Genomic DNA, 19,056 nt, shown 5'->3' on the forward strand with positions numbered 1-19,056 from the left:
CTCTATCTGCTTGGCAAGCCCCTTTTCGATCAGTCGAGCATCGCCACGCTGGTCAGGATGCGCTGGATCAATTCGCCCTGCCGCGCGGTGCCGGTGCGGGCGTAAATATCCTTCGAATAGGTCCGCGCCGTCTGTTCGGTGATGCCGATCTCGGCCGCCGATTCGGCCAATGTGCGGCCGTTCGCCAGCAGCATCGCCAGCCGCGCCTGCGTGTCGCTGAGTCCGAACAGCGCGGCGACATGCGCCGAAATGTCGCGCCGCGACGGGCGGCGGCCGGACAGGTAGAGCATCATGCAAACCCCGCGCGGCCCCGCGTCGGCGCGCGACGCGAGCGGGACGAGCAACAGGTCGACCCCGTCGGCGTCGCCCAGATGGATCGCCTCCGCCTCGGTCGATTCCATCACCGCCGCGATGCGTTGCGACAGGTCGACATTGCGCTGAACCGCGTGCGGCCGATCGCCATGGATCGCGAGGACGCCGGCCTCGTCGACCCAGCGCCGCGCGGCGTCGTCGACCGCCACGATGCGTCCGACCGAATCGAGCGTGATGACCCCAAAGGACAAAAGGTCCGCTGCGCGGCGATACATTTGCGTCTCGATCGAACGGCTCAACAACGCCGAATAACAAGCGAGTGCCGGCACCAGCGCACGCGCGAGCCGCTCGCACAGCACCCGGTCGTCGGCTCCAAACGCCGGCTCGCCGGCGCTGCGCGTCACGGTCACCCAGATGTTGCAACCGCTCGGTTCGACGACGCGGAAGATCAGAAAATGCTCGAAATCGGCGGCGCGCAGAAAATCCTCGCGAAACGCGTCATGATCGATGGCAGCGACGCCTTCGAGTTCGTCATAGGCATAGACCCGCCCCGGCTGCATCGCGAAATAGGGGATGGGGTCGCGGCTGGCGAAGCGCTCGCGATACCGGGTCCACAGCCATTCGGGCGGCGCGAGCGCGTCGCGCACCTCGATGCCGCCGGCGGGATCGGCGCCGGCGCGGCGGAAGATCAGATTGGCGAAATTGCCGTCCATTTGCTTGCGCAGCCGCCGCACGAAATCCGTCCAGGGCGGCGCTTCGAGCGGCCCGGCCTGAATCGACAGCAACAAGGCTTCCAGTGACTCGTCCAAAATCCTCTCCGCCTCCCATTTGGGAATGTCGCTTGGCTATCCAGGCTACTCATATAGCCGAAAGAACGGACTCGGGAGAATGAAATGAAAGCGGCGCTGTTCAAGGCGGTGGGCGAACCACTGAGCATCGAGGATATCCCCGACCCCGAACCCGGCGAAGGCGAGGCGGTGATCCGGGTCGCGCGCTGCGGCGTGTGCGGCACCGACCTCCATTCGACGAGCGGCCATGGCTATACCCTGCCCGCCGGCGCGCAACTCGGTCATGAATATGCGGGTGAAGTCGTCGCCGTCGGCCGCGGCGTCGAACGGCTGCGGGTCGGCGACCGGGTCGCGGCGCTGCCCGTCGTCGGATGCGGCGAATGCGAAGCCTGCCGCACCGGCATCGACGTGCTCTGTTCGCGCTGGACGGGTTTCGGCGGCGGGCTTGCCGACTATGCGCGGATCAGCGAGCGCGGCGCGACGATCCTGCCCCGGACGATGTCGCTCGCCGACGGCGCGCTGGTCGAACCCTTCGCCGTCGGACGCCGCGCGGTCCGGCTCGCCGCCCCCAAGGCCGACGATCGCGTTCTGATCATCGGTCCGGGGCCGATCGGCCTCGCGGTGCTGTTCTGGCTGCACCGCGCAGGGGTGCGATCGGTAGTGCTGCTCGCAAGCAGCGACCGGCGCCGGGCGCTCGCCGAAGCGATGGGCGCCGAGCGGTTCATCCTCGAAAGCGACCCCGCGCCGCAGGACATCGCCGCCGCACTCGGCGGCAAGCCCGACATCGTCTTCGAATGCGCCGGGGTGCCGGGAACGATCGCCCGCGCGATCGCGCTGGTCCGGCCGCAAGGCCGCATCGTCTCGCTCGGTTTCTGCATGGTGCCCGACCAGTTCGTGCCGGGCATGGCGCTGATGAAGGACGTCAACCTGCGCTTCTCGCTGATCTACACGCGCGAGGATTATGCCGAATGCGCCGCGGCGCTCGATGCCGACGGCGACCGCGCGCGGGCGATGGTGACCGAGACCGTGGCGCTCGCCGACGCCCCCGCCGCCTTCGAACGCCTGCGCGCCGGGACCGGCGGCGGCGGCAAGCTCCTCATCGATCCGTGGCTTGGCCGATGACGCGCTGGAAAGGCCGCTTCGACGCGCTGCACGAAGGCGCGACAATCGCGACGGGATATGATGATTTCGGCGACACCGCCTATCATGACGCCATGCGCGTGCTGCTCGACGCGATCGACGAACATCCGCCCGCGGGTCCCGCGACCGAAGCCTCCGCGACCGGGGTGATTACCGGGGCGCTCACCGGCCGGCTGGTGACGCAGGCGGGCTGGGCAGCGAATCCGGCCTATGCCGCCGAGCCGATCGAGCGGCCGTTGATCGTCATCGGCCTGCCGCGTACCGGGACGACCGCGCTGCACCAGCTGCTCAGCATGGACCCGCAATTTCAGGGTTTCGAGCGCTGGCTGACGGGCAACCCGATGGTTCGCCCCCCGCGCGCTGAATGGGACGCGCATCCCGCCTATCGGGCCAGCGTCGCGCGCATCGCCGCGATGCGGGCGATGGCCCCAAAGATCATGGCCGCCCACTCGACCGAAGCCGGCGAGGTCGACGAATGTCTGATGCCGATGGCGCAAAGCTTTGTCTGCAACTGGTTCGCCTCCAACATCGACGCGCCCGCCTATGACGCCTGGTTCCGCGCCGCCGACGAGACGCCCTCCTTTCTGCGTTACAAGGAGGTGTTGAAGCTGGTCGGACTCGGCGACCGGCGGCGCTGGCTGCTCAAGAATCCCAGCCATGTCTTTGGCATCGACGCGCTGTTGGCGGCCTTTCCAGACGCCTGCATCGTCCAGACGCACCGCCACCCCGCAACGTCGATCGCCTCGCTGATGAGCCTGCTCGGCGGCATTCGCGACCTGATGACAGATACCCCGGTCGATCGCGATCGCCTGCTCGCCCGCGAGGCGAGCTTCTGGGCGGAGGGCGCCCGGCGCAGCATGGCCGCCGCGGACCGCGCGCCCGACCGCTTCATCCACATTCGGCAGGAAGACATCCGGAACGATCCGCTGGACGTCGTCCGGCGCATCTATGGCAAGTTCGGCCTTCTGCTGTCGCCCGACGCCGAGACCCGCTTTCGCGGCTGGGCCACCGCCAACCCGCCCGAAGCCCGTTCGACGCACCGCTACACCCCGGTCGAGTCGAGCGCCGTGACCCCGCTGTTTACCGATTACATCGCGCGCTTCGACCTGAAGCACCCCGCCGCCGCAGGAGCCTGACCATGACCGTCCTTTTCCAGAAACATTTCCAGATCGCCTATGTCGTCCGCAATCTGGAGGCCGCGCGCGCGCGCTTTGCCCGCGACTTCGGGATCGCCGAATGGGACGTCATGGACATGGCGGCGCTGCTCGGTCCCGGGCACGGCACGCGCTTCATCGGCAACGCCTATGCCGGCGATGTTATGATCGAGTTGATCGAGCCCGACCCCGATGCCGAGACCCTCTTTCGCGACTGGATTCCGGAGGCCGAAGACGGCAGCCGCCTCCATCACCTCGGCTTCCTCGTCTTCGGCGACGAGGCATATCGCTCGGCGATTGCGCAGATGGACGCCGCGGGCTTCTCGGCCGCGCACAGCGGCAGTTTCGGCGACAATCTCGACTTTCACTACGCCGACACCACCGCGCAGCTCGGCCATTATTACGAGCTGATCAATCTGAAACCGGCGGGCGAGCAATTCTTCGCGCGCATTCCGCGCAATTGACCGGGAGGAAGAACGTAATGACGACCGGACCCGCCGTCCCGATGGAATGGGCACGTTTCATCGACCTGATTTCCGGCATCGATCGCAGCCTTCAGCATATGATCGACCCCGGCGATCCCTGGCTGAAGCAGGAGGCGATCCAGCAGATGGCGATGAGCCTGTCGCAGGGCTATGCGCCGATCATGGCGCAGGACGCGCGCGTCCCCGGGTTCTACAGCTTCCTCAATCCGGTGATCAAATCGGCGGCGCCCAATCCCGACTATATGTATCGATCGACCTTCGTCGAGGGCCATGGCCGCTATCGCCTGTCGGGCTGGCGCGGCACGACCTTGTTCGTCCATATCGGCATCGGGTCGGGCTATATCGGGGTCGACGACAAGCCGGGACCGTCGGTCGGGCATATCGATGCCGACACGCTGACGCTCGACGCGGATGGCCGCTTCTCGGTGATCCTCAGCGCCGAGCGCCCCGCGAACTACGACGGCGACTGGTACGAACTGCCGGCGAACGCGCGCACGATCGGCATCCGCGAGGCGAGCTACGACTGGGAGAATGAGGTCGACAGCCGCATCGCGATCGAGCGGCTCGACGATGTCGGCGGCTTCGGCCGCCCGACGATCGACGAGGTCGCGTACCGGATGGAACGGCTCGCGGGGTTTCCCGAACGCTATGCCCAGCTGTTCGTCCACTTCGTCAAGACGCTGAGCCAGCATCCGGTGAACAGCGTCGTCCTCAACACATGGTCCGATATCGGCGGGCTGGCCGAGCAGACCTATTATGAAGGATTGTTCGAATTTTCCGAAGGCGAGGCGCTGATCCTCGAAACCGAAGTGCCCGACCAGGTGCGCTATTGGTCGGTCCTGCTCGCCGATCAGCTGTTCAACACCATCGACTGGGACAAATGCCAGTCGAGCCTCAACGGGTTCCAGGCGCAGCGCGACGGTGACGGGCTGTTCCGCGCGGTGATATCGGTCGACGATCCGGGGGTTCCCAACTGGCTCGACACCGCGGGCCGGTACAAGGGCGTCGTGCAGGGCCGCTGGTATCAGGCGAGTTCGGCGCCGACGCCGCGGCTGAAACGCGTCAAGCTGGCCGAGCTGCGCGATCACCTGCCCGCCGACACCCCGCATATCGACCATGAGGCGCGCCGCGAAAGCCTGCGCGCCCGCTTCCGCGGCGCGCAATGGCGGCGCAAATGGTGATGGTGTGCCGGCTCAGCCCAGTTCCTCCCGATCGGCCAGCGCGAGAAGGCCCGCGCGGTCGCCGATTGTGACGCCGCCATAGCCCGTCGAGATTAGCCCGCGGTCCGCGAGCAGGCGCAGCAGCCCGTTCATATGCTGGCGCGACACCCCGACGATCCGCGCCAGATCGTCCTGCGTCGCGCGGAGCGGACGATCGGGTGCGCTGCCGGCGCCACCAGCCAGAAAGACCGCGAGCCGGGCGAGCGCCGGCAGCGCGCGGACACGCCCCGCCTCGCGCATGCCGAGCCGGTGGTGCGCGCAGTTGAGCAGCGCCAAGCCGCGCCACAGGTCGGGCATCGCTGCCGTCAGCTCGGCGATCGCGGCCATCGGCACCGTCAACAGGCGTACGGCGCCCGCCGCGATCGCGTCGTGCGGCCGCTCCTTGCCGTCGATCACCGAAAGCTCGCCGAACCAGCGGCCGGGTTTGACGATCATGTTGACCAGTTCCTGCCCCGCCGCCGGATAGCTGACCAGCCGCACCTGACCCTCGACCACGACATGCAATCCGTTCGGCGGGTCGCCGATGCGATAGATGTGGACGCCATCGCGCAAGTCGTGCGCCCGCGCCCGCGCCTGCAACCCGTGACGCTGCTCGGCCGGCAGGCCCCCGAACCAGCTGTCGGCGGCAAGAATGTCGGCCAGATCGGATGCCATGTCGCGACGCTGGATCGCGCGCCGCAGATTGTCAACAAGACGACATTTTTCTTCGCGGCGCGTTGCTATCGTCGGGCGACAAGCAGGATGGGAACCAAGATGGCCGATTATGACCTGGTGATTCGCGGCGGAACGATATTCGACGGACTCGGCCATCGCGGCGAGGCGGCGGACCTTGCGGTCAAGGACGGGCGCATCGTCGCGATCGGCCAGATCGAGGGCAAGGGGCGCGAAGAGATCAAGGCGGCGGGGCGAATCGTTACCCCGGGCTTCGTCGATGTCCACACCCATTATGACGGGCAGGCGCTTTGGGAAAACCGCCTCGCGCCCTCGTCCAACCATGGCGTGACCACCGCTGTCATGGGCAATTGCGGCGTCGGCTTCGCGCCCTGCAAACCCCACCAGCGCGACATGCTCGTCGCGGTGATGGAGGGGGTAGAGGATGTTCCCGAGGTCGTGATGACCGAGGGCCTGCCGTGGAACTGGGAAACCTTTCCCGAATATCTCGACGTCCTCGATACCCGCGAACTCGACATCGATATCGCCGCGCAACTGCCGCATTCGGCGCTGCGCGTTTTCGTGATGGGCGAACGCGCGGCCGATCATGAGCCGCCGACCGCCGAGGATCTGGCGCAGATGCGCGCGCTGACGACCGAGGCGATCCATGCCGGGGCGCTGGGGGTCAGCACCTCGCGCAACCTGATGCACCGCACGAAGGCGGGGGAGTTGGCCCCCAGCCTCCATTCCGAAGAGGATGAGCTGATCGCGCTCGCGAACGGCCTGCGCGACGCGGGCGACGGCGTGTACCAGATCATCCCGCGCGTCATGGGACCCGCGGCCGACGAGTTCGCGCTGATGCGCCGGCTCGCCGAGGCATCGGGCCGGCCGCTATCCTATTCGCTGCTCCAGATGCCGACGGGCGACCCCGACGAATGGCGCGTGTCGCTCGACGGGCTGTCGGCGGCGCGAAGCGACGGACTGCCGATCTGCGCCCAGGTCGCGCCGCGGCCGGTGGGGATGCTCTATGGGCTCGATCTCAGCTTCCACCCCTTTTCTCTCCATCCCAGCTTCAGGCCGCTGCTCGACCGGCCGCTGGCGGACAAGGTCGCGGCGATGCGCGATCCGGCGTTCCGGGCACAGCTGCTGTCCGAACGGCCCGAGGACAGCAATCCGGTGTCGGTGAAGACGGTGCAGGCGTTCCGTTACGCCTATCCGATGGGCGCGGCGCCCGATTACGAACCCGACCTCGCCGACCGCATCGATACCCGCGCCGCGGCGCTCGGCATCACGGCCGAGGAGCATGCCTATGATTTGCTGCTCGAGCAGGACGGCAAGGCGCTGCTCTACCAGCCGGGCGCCAATTATCGCGACGGAAACCTCGACGCGGTGCACGCCATGCTGGCGCATCCGGGCACGGTCGTCGGCCTGGCCGACGGCGGCGCCCATTATGGCATGATCTGCGATGCCAGCTTTCCCACCTTCTTCCTCAAACGCTGGGCCGCCGATGCCGACCCCGACCAGCGCATCCCGATCGAAACCGCGATCGCCGCGCTGACCAGTGAACCCGCCGACATGGTCGGGCTTGGCGACCGGGGTCGGCTGACGGTGGGGGCCAAGGCCGATATCAATATCATCGATTTCGCCGCGCTGCGCCTCCACAATCCCTCGGTCGTGAACGACTTGCCGGCGGGCGGCCGGCGGCTGCGGCAGCTGGCCGATGGCTATGACGCGACCATCGTTTCGGGTGTGGTGACCTATCGGCACGGCCGGCACACCGGCGCCGTGCCGGGACGGCTGGTGCGCGGCGCCCGCCCGCTGGCGGCGTAACAGAATGGCGCCAAAGCCCCGCAGCGCCGATCGACAGGCGGGGCTTCAACCGATCGAAAAGGATGGCGGATGGCGCAGGCGATCATGCTCAGACAATATGGCGACCCGGCCGCGCTGCGCGCCGAGCCGGTCGAGATCGCCGCATTGGCACCGGGCGAACTGCGGCTTCGCCAGACGGCCATCGGGGTGAATTTTCACGACATCTATGTGCGGTCGGGTGCCTACAAGACGCTCGCCCTTCCCGGTATACCCGGTCTTGAGGCCGTGGGTGTCGTCGAAGCGGTCGGGCAAGCGGCGCGGGGATTTTCGGTTGGCGACCGGGTGGCTTATATCGATTCCTCCTACGGCGCCTATGCCGATGAACGCAATATACGCGCCGACCTATGTGTGCGCCTGCCCGAACCGATCGAGGATCGGGTCGCGGGCACGATGTTTCTCAAGGGGCTGACCGCCGCCGTCCTGCTGCACCGCGTCCGGCAGGTGCGGGCGGGCGATACGATCCTCGTCCACGCCGCCGCCGGGGGTGTCGGGCGCCTCCTCGTGCAATGGGCCTCGCATATCGGCGCGCGGGTCATCGGCACGACAGGGTCGCGCGAAAAGGCGACCGCCGCGCGGGCTTATGGCTGCGACGAGGTCATTCTCTATCGCGAGGAGGATGTCGCCGAGCGCGTACTCGACCTGACCCGCGGCGCCGGCGTCGATATCGTCTATGACGCGGTCGGACGCGACACGTTCGACGGGTCGCTGAAATCGCTTGGTCTGCTTGGTCATCTCGTCAACTATGGCCAGGCGTCCGGACCCGTCGCCCCCTTCGACATCTCGCGGCTGGCGATGAAGGGCCTGACGATCTCGCGCCCGGCCTATGCGCATCATGTCCGCACCCCCGAAACGCTCCACGCAATCGCCGCCATGTTTTTCGGCGCGATCGAAACGGGCATTCTGAAAGCCGAACGCGGTATCGCCTATCCGCTGACCGACGCGCCGCTGGCGCATCGCGCATTGGAGGACAGGGCTGCGGGGCCCTTTCTCCTCATCCCCTGACCTTTGGGCCTCCCCAACCGCGTTGGGTCGTGGGCGGACAGGCGGCGACGAAACGGTCGCCAATGTCCGAAACGCCGCACAACGCGGACTAGGCTCAAGCGTCTTCGCCGATGCCTGTGTGGTGGGCGCTGACGGGCTCGAACCGCCGACCCTCTCGGTGTAAACGAGATGCTCTACCAACTGAGCTAAGCGCCCCCTTTCGGAGAAGCGCGCCCCTGCCATAAGCCGCCGTCGCTGGCAAGCGGCCGAGCGGAGGTAGCGGGAGGCGCCTTTGCGCATAAACGGAAAATAATCCTTCTCTCCCTAACGTCGGTCCTTTGGCGGGATGGGGGCGAATATGTCGAACGGCGCGAGGATGACGGCCCTGCTGCTTGCCGGCACGGCCATGCTGGCGGCGACCGGCTGCGCGCCCAAGAAGACGCCGGTCGCGACCGGGTGCCTCGCCGAGGCCGATCGCCATGCCGGCGCCGACGCGATCCGCAGCGCGCCGCGGACGGCAAGCGAGGATCCCCAATTGTGCGAAGGCCTGGCGCTGCTCGCCGAGCGCAAGGCGCAGCCCACGATCGCGGCGCTGGAGGCCGCGGCCGGGCGCATGGCCGAGGCGGACCGCTGGTCGGCGCAGGGCTATCTGGCGCGCGCGCTGGCGCTCGACGGCCAGGGCGAACGCGCGCTGCAAAACTGGGACGAGGCGATCGAGGGCGCGACCCGAACGGGCCATGTCGATCGCGAGACTATCTTTCGCGCCGACCGCGGGGTGTTGTTCGCGCAGCAAAAACAATATGGCCCCGCGCTCGCCGATTTCGAGGCCGTCTATCGCCGGGCGAAGCAGCCGAAGGCCAAATCCGAAATGGCCTATATGGCGCTCAAAGTCTCGGTATCGGCCGGCAACCTGGCGTCGGTCGAGCGCTGGTACCCGCTGGCGGTCCGCGCCGCCGAGGCGGTCGGCGATGCGACGAAAATCGCCTATGCGACCCAATTCTACGGCCAGATGCTCGACGAGCGGCAGGATTATGACGCGAGCGCGAAACTCTATCAGCGGGGCGTCGACCGTATCGCGGGTTCGGGCAGCAAATATCTGCACGCCGAGATGCTGGAATTTCAGGGCCAGTCGCGCTTCGCCGCGGGCGACTATCGCGGCGGCGAACGCGCCTATGCGCAGGCGGCCGAGATGTTCCGCCAGGCCGGGCGGGCCGACTATGCCGCCTTCCTCGAAAAAAATCTGAAGGCGAACACCGGGCGGTTCGAGGCGGGTCACGCCTGCGCCGCGCTCGTCGAAGAGCGGCGCTATGACGCCGCGGCCGCGGCGGTAACCGACATCCCGCGCGAGCGGCGCAGCTTCGGCGCGAAAACCTGCCTCGTCGATGCGCTCGACGGCGCCGGCGACACCGGCCGCGCCCGGCGCGAACTCGACGATCTGCTGACGTCGACCGAACCGGGCGGCTGGCCTTGCGACGAACTGAAGGCGCTGTCCAGGCGGGTGGGCCATGCCCCGCCCATAAAATCGTCGGTTCCCGGGCCACCGCCCGCGGCGCGGCCGGCCCCGCCGCAGACATGCGCCGAAGCGATCGCGCAGGCCGAGGCCTATTCCTCCAGCGCCTCGAAATAACGCGCCAGCGCATCGAACGCGGCGTCGGCAAGCCCGATGAAGATGCGGCGGCCATCCTGCGGATCGGCCTCGCGCACGAACAGCCCGGCGTCGGTCATCGTCTTGATCCAGCGCAGCGCGGTCGTCGCGGGGACCGCGGCGGCGATGCACAGGCTCGATACCGACACCGGCTGGCGTTCGAGCCGCGCGGCGTACAGGTCGAGCAGCATGTCCCACGCCGGATCGGCGAACAGGTCGGCGGGGAAATATTGTTCGCGCATCCGGCGCTGGCGCAGCATCCGGCGCACCGCTTTGGCGCGCTGGCGATGCACGGTGCGTTCCTCGGGCTCGAAGCTGCGCGGGCCTGCGGCGTAATCGCGCGCCGGCGAACGGACGAGGCCGCCGGACTCGCCAAAATTCTCTTCGCGCGGCGCCAGCGCGGGCGGCGTTCCGGCGAGGCCGCGCTGGCCCGACAGGTCGCCGAGCAGCCGCGCGATGCGCGCGACCTCGTCCTGCAACCGGTCGATCCGTTCCATCGCCTCGTCGCGCGCGATGTCATGGACCGCCGTGCGCAGCGACCGCGAGGCCGCGGCGAGCGCGACGAGGCGGTCGGCGGCATCGGCATCGACCAGCCATTCGGTGCGGATAGACGCCGGGACCATCGCCGCGACGCGGTCGAGCGCGCCAAGCGCGGTTTCGCACACCAAAGCGCATTCCATCGCAAGCACCGCATCGCAAATTTCGGCGAGCGTCTCGCTTTCGATCGTCTCGGCGTCGATCAGCCAGACGATATCGGGCAGCGCCATGGTGCGCAGATGGGCGGCGATCCGTGTCGGCGGGATATGGTCGACCACCCGCGCCCGCCCGGTGCGCGTCAGATCGGCGCCGATCGCCCGCGGCCCGACGAAAAGCACCGCCGCCGGGCCGACGTCGGCATCGGCGGGCGCATCCCACCGCGGCGGGGCAAGTGAGTCGAAGCGAACCGGCGGCAAGTCCGATATCCGCGGGTCCGTGTCGATCCTGTGGTCCATCGTGCCGCCCCTTTCCTCGCCGTGTCTCCGCCTTGGCGTCCTTATGTCGTCAAAATGGCGATATTCACCTTTTGTTCGTTCCAGAGTGCCGCCGATCCGGATGCTGACCGATGATAGCCAGCCTTTGATCCGGATCGCGCGGGTGGAATAACATCCATTTTGGACATGTTTTGTTCTCCTCGTCAATCCCCTATTCGCGCTTGCCAGACCCGCGCCATCCCCGCACTGATCGCGATACCATGCTGCCGCGCCCCTCCCTCTCCACCCGCCTGCGCTGGCGGCGGCGCCTCCGGTCGCTGGGCGCCTTGCTGCTCCTCGCGGCGATGGCGGGAGCGGTCTGGTTTGCGCAGCCGGCACCGACCCGGACCATCCCGCTCGTCCATGTCATCGACGGCGACAGCCTCACCGTGACGCATGACGGCACCGCGCGCACGATTCGCCTGACCGGGCTCGACGCCGTCGAATATCGCCAGGATTGCGCGCGCGCCGATGGCCGCCGCTGGGCCTGCGGGCACGAAGCGCGCGCCGCGCTCGCGCGCCTTGCCGGGTCCGGACCGCTGCACTGCGCGCTGGCGGCGAACGACAAATATGGCCGCACCCTCGCCGCCTGCCGCACCCGGCCCGAGCCCGACGGCGTCGATCTGGCGACCGAAATGATCCGCCAGGGCTGGGCGGTGGCCACCGACGACGCCCACCTGCCCGACGAGGGCGCCGCGCAGCTTGCGCGGCGCGGGATCTGGCAGGGCGATTTCGACCGGCCCGCCGACTGGCGCGCGGTGCACGACCGCGCCGCGACCGCCGTCGGCGCCGCGGCTGCCGACCGCTGACGACGCACGGCTTTCCGCCGCGCGCTTTTGCGGCTAGGGCGGGCGGATGAACGGCCTTTTTCCTGTGATGATCGGCGGCGCCATCGGCGCCGGCGCGCGGCACCTCGTCGGCGGCGCGATGCTCGCGCGCCTCGGTCCCGGCTTCCCCTGGTGGACACTGTCGATCAATATCGCCGGCAGCCTGCTGATGGGCGTGCTGATCGGCTGGCTCGCGCGCAGCGGCGGGACCGAAGCGGCGCGCCTGTTCTTCGGCGTCGGCGTGCTCGGCGGCTTCACGACCTTCTCGGCTTTCAGCATGGAGTTCTGGACGCTGTTCGAACGCGGACAGAGCGCACAGGCCTTCACCTATGTCCTCGCCTCGGTGGTCGGCGCGATCGCCGCCTGCGGTCTCGGCTTGCTCGTCATGCGGCAGGTGCCGGCATGAGCAAGATCGACATGGACGGCGCAACGATCGCCGAAGAGGACGACGGCATCCGGCTCGACCGCTGGTTCAAACGCCATCGCGCCGGGACGCCGCACGCGCTGCTCGCGCGCTGGGCGCGGTCGGGGCAGCTGACGCTCGACGGCAAAAAGGCCGATGTGTCGGACCGCATCGCGACCGGGCAGACGCTCGTCATGCCGTCGCCGCCGGTCGAGACCGCCGCACGTCCGGCACGCAAGGGCCGCGCGCTGACCGACGCCGACGTCGAACTCGCGACCGGCATGCTGATCCACCGCGACGCGAGCGCGCTGGTGCTCAACAAGCTGCCGGGACTCGCGACGCAGGGCGGCACCAAGACCGAACAGCATGTCGACGGACTGCTCGACGCGTTGAAATTCGACGGACCGACACGGCCGAAGCTCGTACACCGGCTCGACAAGGACACGTCGGGTGCGCTGCTGATCGCGCGCACGCCAAAGGCGGCAGCCTATTTCGCCAAGAGTTTTTCGAACCGCAGCGCGAAAAAGACCTATTGGGCGCTGATCGTCGGGGTTCCTGAAATCCAGCAGGGCGAGATCGACCTGCCGCTCGCCAAACAGCCCGGATCGGGCGGCGAGAAGATGCATGTCCATGACGACGGCCTGCCATCGAAGACGCGCTACCGCGTCATCGAGCGCGCCGGAAACAGCGCGGCGTGGGTCGAGCTCCAACCGCTGACCGGGCGCACCCACCAGCTGCGCGTCCATATGGCGGCGATCGGCCACCCGATCGTCGGCGACGGCAAATATGGCGGCAAGGGCGCGTTCCTGACCGGGACGATCAGTCGCAAGATGCATCTGCACAGCCGGCGCCTCCGCATCGACCATCCCGACGGCGGCGCGATCGACATAAGCGCCGAGGTGCCCGACCATTTCGCCGCAAGCCTCGACGCGCTGGGCTTCGACACCCTGCTCGGCCAGATCGGCATCGACGCGCAGGAAAAAGGTCCGCCGCCCAAATCGGCGCTGAAGGCGCAGGCCAAGGCGCACAGCAAGCAAATCCGCAAGGCCCGGCGCGGCGAACGGCGCGGGCGCACTGCCGACAGTAAGCCGACCGACTTCGTCGGCAAGCCGAAGCCCAAACCCAAGGCCAAATCGGGCAAGCCGACGACGCCGAAACCCGTCGGCAAGAAACCCACCGCGAAAAAGCACCCGGCGCGGCCCGCCAAGCCGAGCTGATGCATCCCGATCCCGCCTTTCGGCCCAAGGACGACGACCTCGCCGCGCTGCTGGTGCGCGAGATCGGCTTCGCCGCGATTTTCGCAAGCACCCCCGACGGCCCGCGCGTCGCGCACGCGCCGGTGGTGCTGAGCGAAGATACCAGCACGCTGCAATTCCACCTGTCGCGCGGCAACGGGCTGGCCCGGCATCTCGATGGCGCCGCGGCGCTCGCGGTGGTGCAGGGTCCCGACGCCTATGTCAGCGCGAGCTGGTACGCCGGGCCCGACCAGGTCCCGACCTGGAATTATGTCGCGGTCGAGATGGAGGGCAAGGCCCGCAAACTCGACCGCGAGGCGCTGATCCGCCAGCTCGATACGCTGTCGGCGCACCATGAGGGGCGCATCGGCATCGACCCGCCGTGGACCCGCGACAAGATGAGCCCGGCGATTTTCGGCAAGATGGCGGATGCGATCACCGGGTTCGAAATGACCATCACCGCGTGGCGCCCGACGCTCAAGCTATCGCAGAACAAGCCCGCCGACGAACGCACGCGGGTGGCGGGCGCACTGCAAGCGCAGGGCCATGGCGCGCTCGCCCATTTGATGGACCAGCTCGCTGGTCGAGGAGAAAGACGATGACCGCCGCCGACGAAGCGCTCGCCAAGAAACGCTATTTCGCGATCAACCTGATGCGCATCATCGGCGCGCTGCTCATCATGGCGGGCTTTCTGCTCGTCGCGGGGCGCTGGGACCTGGCGGGACAACCGACCGACCGCTATATCGGCATCGCGGTGGTGCTGATGGGCGCGTTCGATTTTGCGGTTTTTCCGCTGCTGCTCGCGCGCCGCTGGCGGACGCCCAAAGAGCTATGAAGCGTTTCTGGAAAGAGGCCAGCGTCGTCGAAACCGGCGGCGGCTGGGGCATCGCGCTCGACGGGCGCCCGGTGCGGACCCCGCAGCGCGCACCGCTCGCGGTCGCGAACCCGGCGCTTGCCGAGACGATCGCCGCCGAATGGCAGGCACAGGGCGAGACCATCAATCCCGCGGGCATGCCGCTGACCGGCCTCGCCAACGCGGCGATCGATCTGGCGATGCCGGACCCCGCCGTCTTTGCCGAACCCGTCGCCGCATATGCCGCGACCGACCTCTTCTGTTATCGCGACGACCGCGACGCCTTGCTGCAGGCTGAACAGGCGGCGGCATGGAACCCGCTGCTGGCCTGGACCGAGGCGCGATACGGGGTCGAGTTCGAGATTACGCGGGGCATTTTGCCGATCGACCAGCCGCCCGCGACGGTGACGGCGTTGCGCGCGGCGGTGCTGGCGCTCGATCCGTGGCGGATGACGGCGCTGACCCCGCTGGTGACCATCGGTGGATCGCTGGTCGCGGGGCTTGCAATGGTCGAGGGGGCGTTCGATCCCGAGGATTTGTGGTCGGCGGTCAGCCTCGACGAGCATTATCAGGAGCGGCGCTGGGGCGCCGATGCGCTGGCGCAGGCGCAACGCGCGGCGCACAAGCGCGACTGGGACAATGCGGTGCGGTTTTTGGGATTGCTTTGATTTCGATCCTCCCTGTCGCGAAGCGATGGGGAGGTGGCAGCGCGGAGCGCTGACGGAGGGGCCGACGCCATAAACGCCGGTTTGCGGCTGCATTGCCCCTCCACCACCCGCTTTGCGGGCGGTCCCCCTCCCCATGGCTTCGCCACAGGGAGGATTTTTCAGTCCGCGAAATTCGGCGCCCGCTTTTCCATGCCCGCCATCACCGCCTCGATCTGGTTCGGGGTGCGGATCACCAGCACCTGCTCATCGCTCTCGGCCTGCAAAATCTCCGCGTCGCTTGCGTCGGCGAGCATGTTGCACAGCCGCTTGGCGCCGCGGATCGCGTGCGGATTCTTGTTCGCGATCACCGCCGCGAGGTCCATCGCCTTCGCCAGCGGGTCGTCCGAGACATGCGTCGCGAAACCCAGCAGCTTCGCCTCCGACCCGTTGAATTCGCGGTTGGTATAGATCATCTCGCGCAGCACATCGTCGGCAACCTGGGTGCGCCACAGCGCCATGCCGGCAACGTCGGGGACGAGGCCCCAGCGCATTTCCATGATCGCGATGCGCGTGTCGGGATGGACGATGCGGATGTCGGCGGCGGCCATGATCTGGCTGCCTGCGCCGAACGCAACGCCGTGCACCGCCGCGATCACCGGCACCGGCAGCTCGCGCCAGCCCCACGCCGCATATTGGGCGTTATTCGAAACCCCGCGGGTGCGGTCGGACAGCGTGCCGCCCGCGCTGCTCGCGCCCGGGTCGCGGTCGGCGCTGAGGCTCGACAGGTCGAGCCCGGCGCAGAAGGCGCGGCCCTCGCCCGACAGCACGACGACGCGGAGGCCCGCGGTGGCCTTCAGCTGGTCGATCGCCTCCGCCAGCGCCGCCCACATCGCCGCGTCGAGCGCGTTCATCTTGTCGGCGCGGATCAGCCGGACATCGGCGATGCCACCTTCCAGCATGGTGATCGAAATGCGGTCTTTCATTCAGGCTTCCCCTGGCTTCTTCGCTTGAGCGCCGCTGCGACGAGCGGCAGTTGGTCGTTTCCGAAATACATGTCGTCGCGATCGACGAAGATCGTCGGCGAGCCATAGCCGCCGCGCGCGATCACTTCCTCGGTATTGGTCCGCAGCCGCGCCTTGACCGCATCGCTGCCCGCCGCCGCCGCGAGCGCCGCGCCATCCAGCCCCTCGGCATCGGCGACCGCGGTCAGCACCGCGACATCGTCGAGATTCTCCTGCCGGTCGAAATAGCTCGCGAAGGCGGCGCGCGCGAAACCGACGAGCGCCGCCTGATCGTCCTCGAGCGCGCAACAGAAACGCATCGCCGCGATGCTCTTCGCCGGATGCCATTGCGACGGGAAATTCATCGGCACGCCCGCGAGCCGCGCCCAGTCCTTCAGCACCTTCCAGCTGTGCTGCAGCCGCCGGTTGTCGGCCTGTTCGCGCGCCGCATAGACTGCGGGGTTCACCGCGTTGAACACCCCGCCGACCAGGATCGGGCGGTAACGCGCGCTCGCCCCGGCCCGTTCGAGCACGCCCGGCAAATTGTGGAAAGCGAGACAGGTCCAGGGCGAGGACAGGTCAAAGAAGAATTCGACGCGTTCTTTCACCCTGGACCTCCCTGCATGGTTCAGCCGACCTTGAGTTCGATGTCGGGCACGCCCGGACAGGCGATCCGCACCGACTTATAGGCGGGCAGCGCGTTCGGGATGTCGAGGCTGAGGTCTACCTTCGTCACCACCTGCGGCGTCGCGCCGTCGGGCGCATTCGCGCGCAGCAGCACGACCTGGTTCGGCGGGTTCATCTTGTCGAGCGGGCCGGCCTGCAGCGCGGTCGCATAGCCCGCGACCGGCGCATTGGCGGTGCCGCTGATCTTGAGCGTCTTGGTCGCGGCATCGATCGTCGCCGCCAGCTTGACGTCGGCCAGCTTGTTGCAGGCGTTGGGTTTCGCGGGATCGATCGGGATCGCCGCGGGCGCCGCCACGGGGGCGGCGGTTGCCGCGGTCGCGGCCGGGTCGGCTGTCTGGTCGGCCGGCGGCGCGTCCTTCTTGCCGCATCCTGCCAGTCCCACGGCGACTATCATCGCCGCCGTCATCATCGCCTTGTTCATAAGTCAGCCTCCAACATCGGGGCGGCGGCCTGTCGGTCCGCCGCCGACTCGCGCGGTCAGTTTGCCCGCGCCCAATATTGGTCGCGGAGCAGGCGCTTGTATAGCTTGCCGGTGTCGTGGCGCGGCAGCGTTTCCATGAAATCGATGCGGCGCGGGACTTTGACGCCCGACAGCTTTTCGCGGCAATAGGCGATCAAATCGTCGCGCAGCGCGTCGCCGGCGTCGGCCATGTTCGCCGGCTGGATCACCGCGATCACTTCCTCGCCGAAATCGTCGTGCGGGCCGCCCACGACCGCGACGTCGGCGACCGCGGGATGGGTGACGAGATGATTCTCGATCTCCTGCGGATAGACGTTCACGCCGCCGGTGATGATCATGAAGCTCTTGCGGTCGGTGAGGTAGAGGAAGCCTTCTTCGTCAACCTTGCCCACATCGCCGAGGGTCGACCAGCCCTTCGAGTTGCGGCTCGACGCGGTCTTCTCATTATCCCCATGATATTCGAAGACATTTTCGCTCTCGAAGAAAACGCAGCCTTCTTCGTTCGGGCCGAGCTCGGTTTCATTGTCCTCGCCCATGACGTGCACCGCGCCGAGGATCGGGCGACCGACACTGCCCTTGTGGGTCAGCCAGTCGGCGCTGGAGATGAAGGTCATGCCATTGCCCTCCGATCCCGCATAATATTCGAAGAGGACCGGACCCCACCATTCGATCATCGCCTGCTTGACCGGCACCGGGCACGGCGCCGCGGCGTGGATCGCGACCTTCATCGACGACACGTCGTAGCGCGCGCGGGTCTCGTCGGGCAGCTTGAGCATGCGCACGAAATGGGTCGGCACCCACTGGCTCGAATTGACGCGATATTTTTCGATGAACGACAGCGCCGCCTCGGGATCGAACTTCTTCATCAGCACGACGGTGCCGCCGAGACGGTGGACGGTCATCGACCAGCGCAGCGGCGCGGCGTGATAGAGCGGCGCCGGCGACAGATAGACGCTGTCGGCGTTCATCTGGAACACCGCCGCCGCCAGCATCACCAGGCTGTTCGTCGCGTCGATCGCCGGATCCTCGGGCAGCGGCACGCGCACCCCCTTGGGCCGGCCGGTGGTCCCCGACGAATAGAGCATGTCGACCCCGGCGCGCTCGTCGGCGACCGGCGTCGCGGGCATCGCGGCGACGGCCTCTTCCCAATTCGCGTAGCCGGGGATGGTGCCGCCCATCGCGAACCGCTCGATTTGCGTCGTCAGCTGCTGCGCGGCGCCCGCGAGGCTCGCCGAAACGACGAGCAACTTCGCGCCCGAATTTTCGAGGATATAGTCGGTCTCGTCCTGCGTCAGCCGCGACGAGATGCAGACGTAGCGCAGCCCCGCGCGCTGCGCGCCCCAGGTCAGCCCATAATAGTCGGGCGTGTTGTCGAGCATATAGGCGACGACATCGTCATGCCCCAGGCCATGCGCGCGAAACAGCTGCGCGACGCGATTCGACGCGGCATCGAGCTCGCCATAGCTGATCGTCGCACCGGTTTCGGCGACGATGATCGCGGGCTTGTCGGGGTTGCTGCGCGCGCGGACGGACGGATGCATCGGGGACCTCTCCAGCAGGGATCATTGGTTTCTTTATGTCCGAAGTCAGTAGCAAGCTGAAACTTTTGGTCAAGCGACGGCGGCACGGCAGCGCTACGAAGCGCAGGATCGGTCAAATCGCGGCAGCAAATGAGTCAAATGACCGCC

At 67.8% G+C, this 19,056-nt stretch carries 20 protein-coding genes and 1 tRNA gene; 13 read left to right on the forward strand and 8 right to left on the reverse strand.

Features of this window, described 5'->3' with window-relative positions; all coding sequences use genetic code 11:
* Nucleotides 1–29: 29 nt before the first annotated feature.
* Nucleotides 30–1,121 carry a helix-turn-helix transcriptional regulator gene (locus tag EEB18_RS07970; protein WP_187139116.1) on the reverse strand — a complete coding sequence of 364 codons (1,092 nt, stop codon included), beginning with the start codon at nt 1,119–1,121 and terminating at the stop codon, nt 30–32.
* An 84-nt stretch (nt 1,122–1,205) separates the two neighbouring features.
* Between EEB18_RS07970 and EEB18_RS07975 the strand changes: the two genes are divergently transcribed.
* Genes EEB18_RS07975 through EEB18_RS07990 form a run of 4 tightly spaced genes read left to right on the forward strand, consistent with a single transcriptional unit; the run spans nt 1,206 to nt 5,060 of the window.
* The gene (locus EEB18_RS07975) at nt 1,206–2,222 is read left to right on the forward strand and encodes an alcohol dehydrogenase catalytic domain-containing protein (protein WP_187139117.1); all 1,017 of its coding nucleotides are present in this window, start codon (nt 1,206–1,208) and stop codon (nt 2,220–2,222) included.
* Nucleotides 2,219–3,376, forward strand: coding sequence for a sulfotransferase family protein (locus tag EEB18_RS07980; RefSeq protein ID WP_187139118.1), 1,158 nt, complete (start codon nt 2,219–2,221; stop codon nt 3,374–3,376). The genes EEB18_RS07975 and EEB18_RS07980 overlap by 4 nt, the downstream gene beginning before the upstream one ends.
* 2 nt (nt 3,377–3,378) lie before the next feature.
* Nucleotides 3,379–3,858, forward strand: coding sequence for a VOC family protein (locus tag EEB18_RS07985; RefSeq protein ID WP_187139119.1), 480 nt, complete (start codon nt 3,379–3,381; stop codon nt 3,856–3,858).
* Nucleotides 3,859–3,875: 17 nt separating this feature from the next.
* Nucleotides 3,876–5,060 carry a DUF1214 domain-containing protein gene (locus EEB18_RS07990; RefSeq protein WP_187139120.1) on the forward strand — a complete coding sequence of 395 codons (1,185 nt, stop codon included), beginning with the start codon at nt 3,876–3,878 and terminating at the stop codon, nt 5,058–5,060.
* A 12-nt stretch (nt 5,061–5,072) separates the two neighbouring features.
* Here EEB18_RS07990 and EEB18_RS07995 read toward each other — a convergent pair whose 3' ends face one another.
* The gene (locus EEB18_RS07995; protein ID WP_187139121.1) at nt 5,073–5,753 is read right to left on the reverse strand and encodes a Crp/Fnr family transcriptional regulator; all 681 of its coding nucleotides are present in this window, start codon (nt 5,751–5,753) and stop codon (nt 5,073–5,075) included.
* 99 nt (nt 5,754–5,852) lie between these two features.
* Here EEB18_RS07995 and EEB18_RS08000 point away from each other — a divergent pair, with 99 nt between their 5' ends.
* Nucleotides 5,853–7,580, forward strand: a complete 1,728-nt coding sequence (locus EEB18_RS08000; protein WP_187139122.1) for an N-acyl-D-amino-acid deacylase family protein — start codon at nt 5,853–5,855, stop codon at nt 7,578–7,580.
* A gap of 69 nt (nt 7,581–7,649) precedes the next feature.
* Nucleotides 7,650–8,621, forward strand: coding sequence for a quinone oxidoreductase family protein (locus EEB18_RS08005; protein WP_187139123.1), 972 nt, complete (start codon nt 7,650–7,652; stop codon nt 8,619–8,621).
* Between the two features lie 119 nt (nt 8,622–8,740).
* Here EEB18_RS08005 and EEB18_RS08010 read toward each other — a convergent pair.
* Nucleotides 8,741–8,816, reverse strand: a tRNA-Val gene (locus EEB18_RS08010).
* 160 nt (nt 8,817–8,976) lie between these two features.
* On the opposite strand from EEB18_RS08010, the gene EEB18_RS08015 reads away from it, so the two are divergent.
* Complete coding sequence (locus EEB18_RS08015) at nt 8,977–10,227, forward strand: hypothetical protein (protein WP_187139124.1); 1,251 nt, start codon at nt 8,977–8,979, stop codon at nt 10,225–10,227.
* On the opposite strand, the gene EEB18_RS08020 is transcribed toward EEB18_RS08015, so the two are convergent.
* Nucleotides 10,203–11,237 carry a winged helix DNA-binding protein gene (locus tag EEB18_RS08020; protein ID WP_187139125.1) on the reverse strand — a complete coding sequence of 345 codons (1,035 nt, stop codon included), beginning with the start codon at nt 11,235–11,237 and terminating at the stop codon, nt 10,203–10,205. The two genes, EEB18_RS08015 and EEB18_RS08020, sit on opposite strands and share 25 nt — an antisense overlap.
* Nucleotides 11,238–11,476: 239 nt before the next feature.
* Here EEB18_RS08020 and EEB18_RS08025 point away from each other — a divergent pair, with 239 nt between their 5' ends.
* Genes EEB18_RS08025 through EEB18_RS08050 form a run of 6 tightly spaced genes read left to right on the forward strand, consistent with a single transcriptional unit; the run spans nt 11,477 to nt 15,241 of the window.
* The gene (locus tag EEB18_RS08025) at nt 11,477–12,064 is read left to right on the forward strand and encodes a thermonuclease family protein (protein ID WP_187139126.1); all 588 of its coding nucleotides are present in this window, start codon (nt 11,477–11,479) and stop codon (nt 12,062–12,064) included.
* Between the two features lie 46 nt (nt 12,065–12,110).
* On the forward strand, nt 12,111–12,488 hold the full coding sequence (gene crcB / locus EEB18_RS08030) for a fluoride efflux transporter CrcB (protein ID WP_056344289.1): 378 nt from the start codon (nt 12,111–12,113) through the stop codon (nt 12,486–12,488).
* Nucleotides 12,485–13,702 carry an RluA family pseudouridine synthase gene (locus EEB18_RS08035; protein WP_187139127.1) on the forward strand — a complete coding sequence of 406 codons (1,218 nt, stop codon included), beginning with the start codon at nt 12,485–12,487 and terminating at the stop codon, nt 13,700–13,702. Before crcB ends, EEB18_RS08035 begins: the two co-directional genes overlap by 4 nt.
* Nucleotides 13,702–14,322: an FMN-binding negative transcriptional regulator gene (locus EEB18_RS08040; protein ID WP_187139128.1), complete on the forward strand. Its 621-nt coding sequence runs from the start codon at nt 13,702–13,704 to the stop codon at nt 14,320–14,322. The genes EEB18_RS08035 and EEB18_RS08040 overlap by 1 nt, the downstream gene beginning before the upstream one ends.
* The gene (locus EEB18_RS08045) at nt 14,319–14,555 is read left to right on the forward strand and encodes a hypothetical protein (RefSeq protein WP_056344294.1); all 237 of its coding nucleotides are present in this window, start codon (nt 14,319–14,321) and stop codon (nt 14,553–14,555) included. Before EEB18_RS08040 ends, EEB18_RS08045 begins: the two co-directional genes overlap by 4 nt.
* Nucleotides 14,552–15,241 carry an ATP12 family chaperone protein gene (locus tag EEB18_RS08050; protein ID WP_187139129.1) on the forward strand — a complete coding sequence of 230 codons (690 nt, stop codon included), beginning with the start codon at nt 14,552–14,554 and terminating at the stop codon, nt 15,239–15,241. The genes EEB18_RS08045 and EEB18_RS08050 overlap by 4 nt, the downstream gene beginning before the upstream one ends.
* A gap of 158 nt (nt 15,242–15,399) precedes the next feature.
* On the opposite strand, the gene EEB18_RS08055 is transcribed toward EEB18_RS08050, so the two are convergent.
* The 4 genes from EEB18_RS08055 to EEB18_RS08070 are packed head-to-tail and all read right to left on the reverse strand — an operon-like array spanning nt 15,400 to nt 18,909.
* Nucleotides 15,400–16,203, reverse strand: a complete 804-nt coding sequence (locus EEB18_RS08055) for a crotonase/enoyl-CoA hydratase family protein (RefSeq protein ID WP_187139130.1) — start codon at nt 16,201–16,203, stop codon at nt 15,400–15,402.
* Nucleotides 16,200–16,829: a 2-hydroxychromene-2-carboxylate isomerase gene (locus tag EEB18_RS08060; protein WP_187139131.1), complete on the reverse strand. Its 630-nt coding sequence runs from the start codon at nt 16,827–16,829 to the stop codon at nt 16,200–16,202. The genes EEB18_RS08055 and EEB18_RS08060 overlap by 4 nt, the downstream gene beginning before the upstream one ends.
* Nucleotides 16,830–16,849: 20 nt before the next feature.
* The gene (locus tag EEB18_RS08065; protein ID WP_187139132.1) at nt 16,850–17,329 is read right to left on the reverse strand and encodes a hypothetical protein; all 480 of its coding nucleotides are present in this window, start codon (nt 17,327–17,329) and stop codon (nt 16,850–16,852) included.
* A gap of 56 nt (nt 17,330–17,385) precedes the next feature.
* Nucleotides 17,386–18,909, reverse strand: a complete 1,524-nt coding sequence (locus tag EEB18_RS08070; RefSeq protein ID WP_187139133.1) for an acyl-CoA synthetase — start codon at nt 18,907–18,909, stop codon at nt 17,386–17,388.
* Between the last annotated feature and the right edge of the window lie 147 nt (nt 18,910–19,056).

Origin of the sequence: Sphingopyxis sp. OPL5 (genome assembly GCF_003797775.2) — a bacterium.
GTDB lineage: Bacteria > Pseudomonadota > Alphaproteobacteria > Sphingomonadales > Sphingomonadaceae > Sphingopyxis.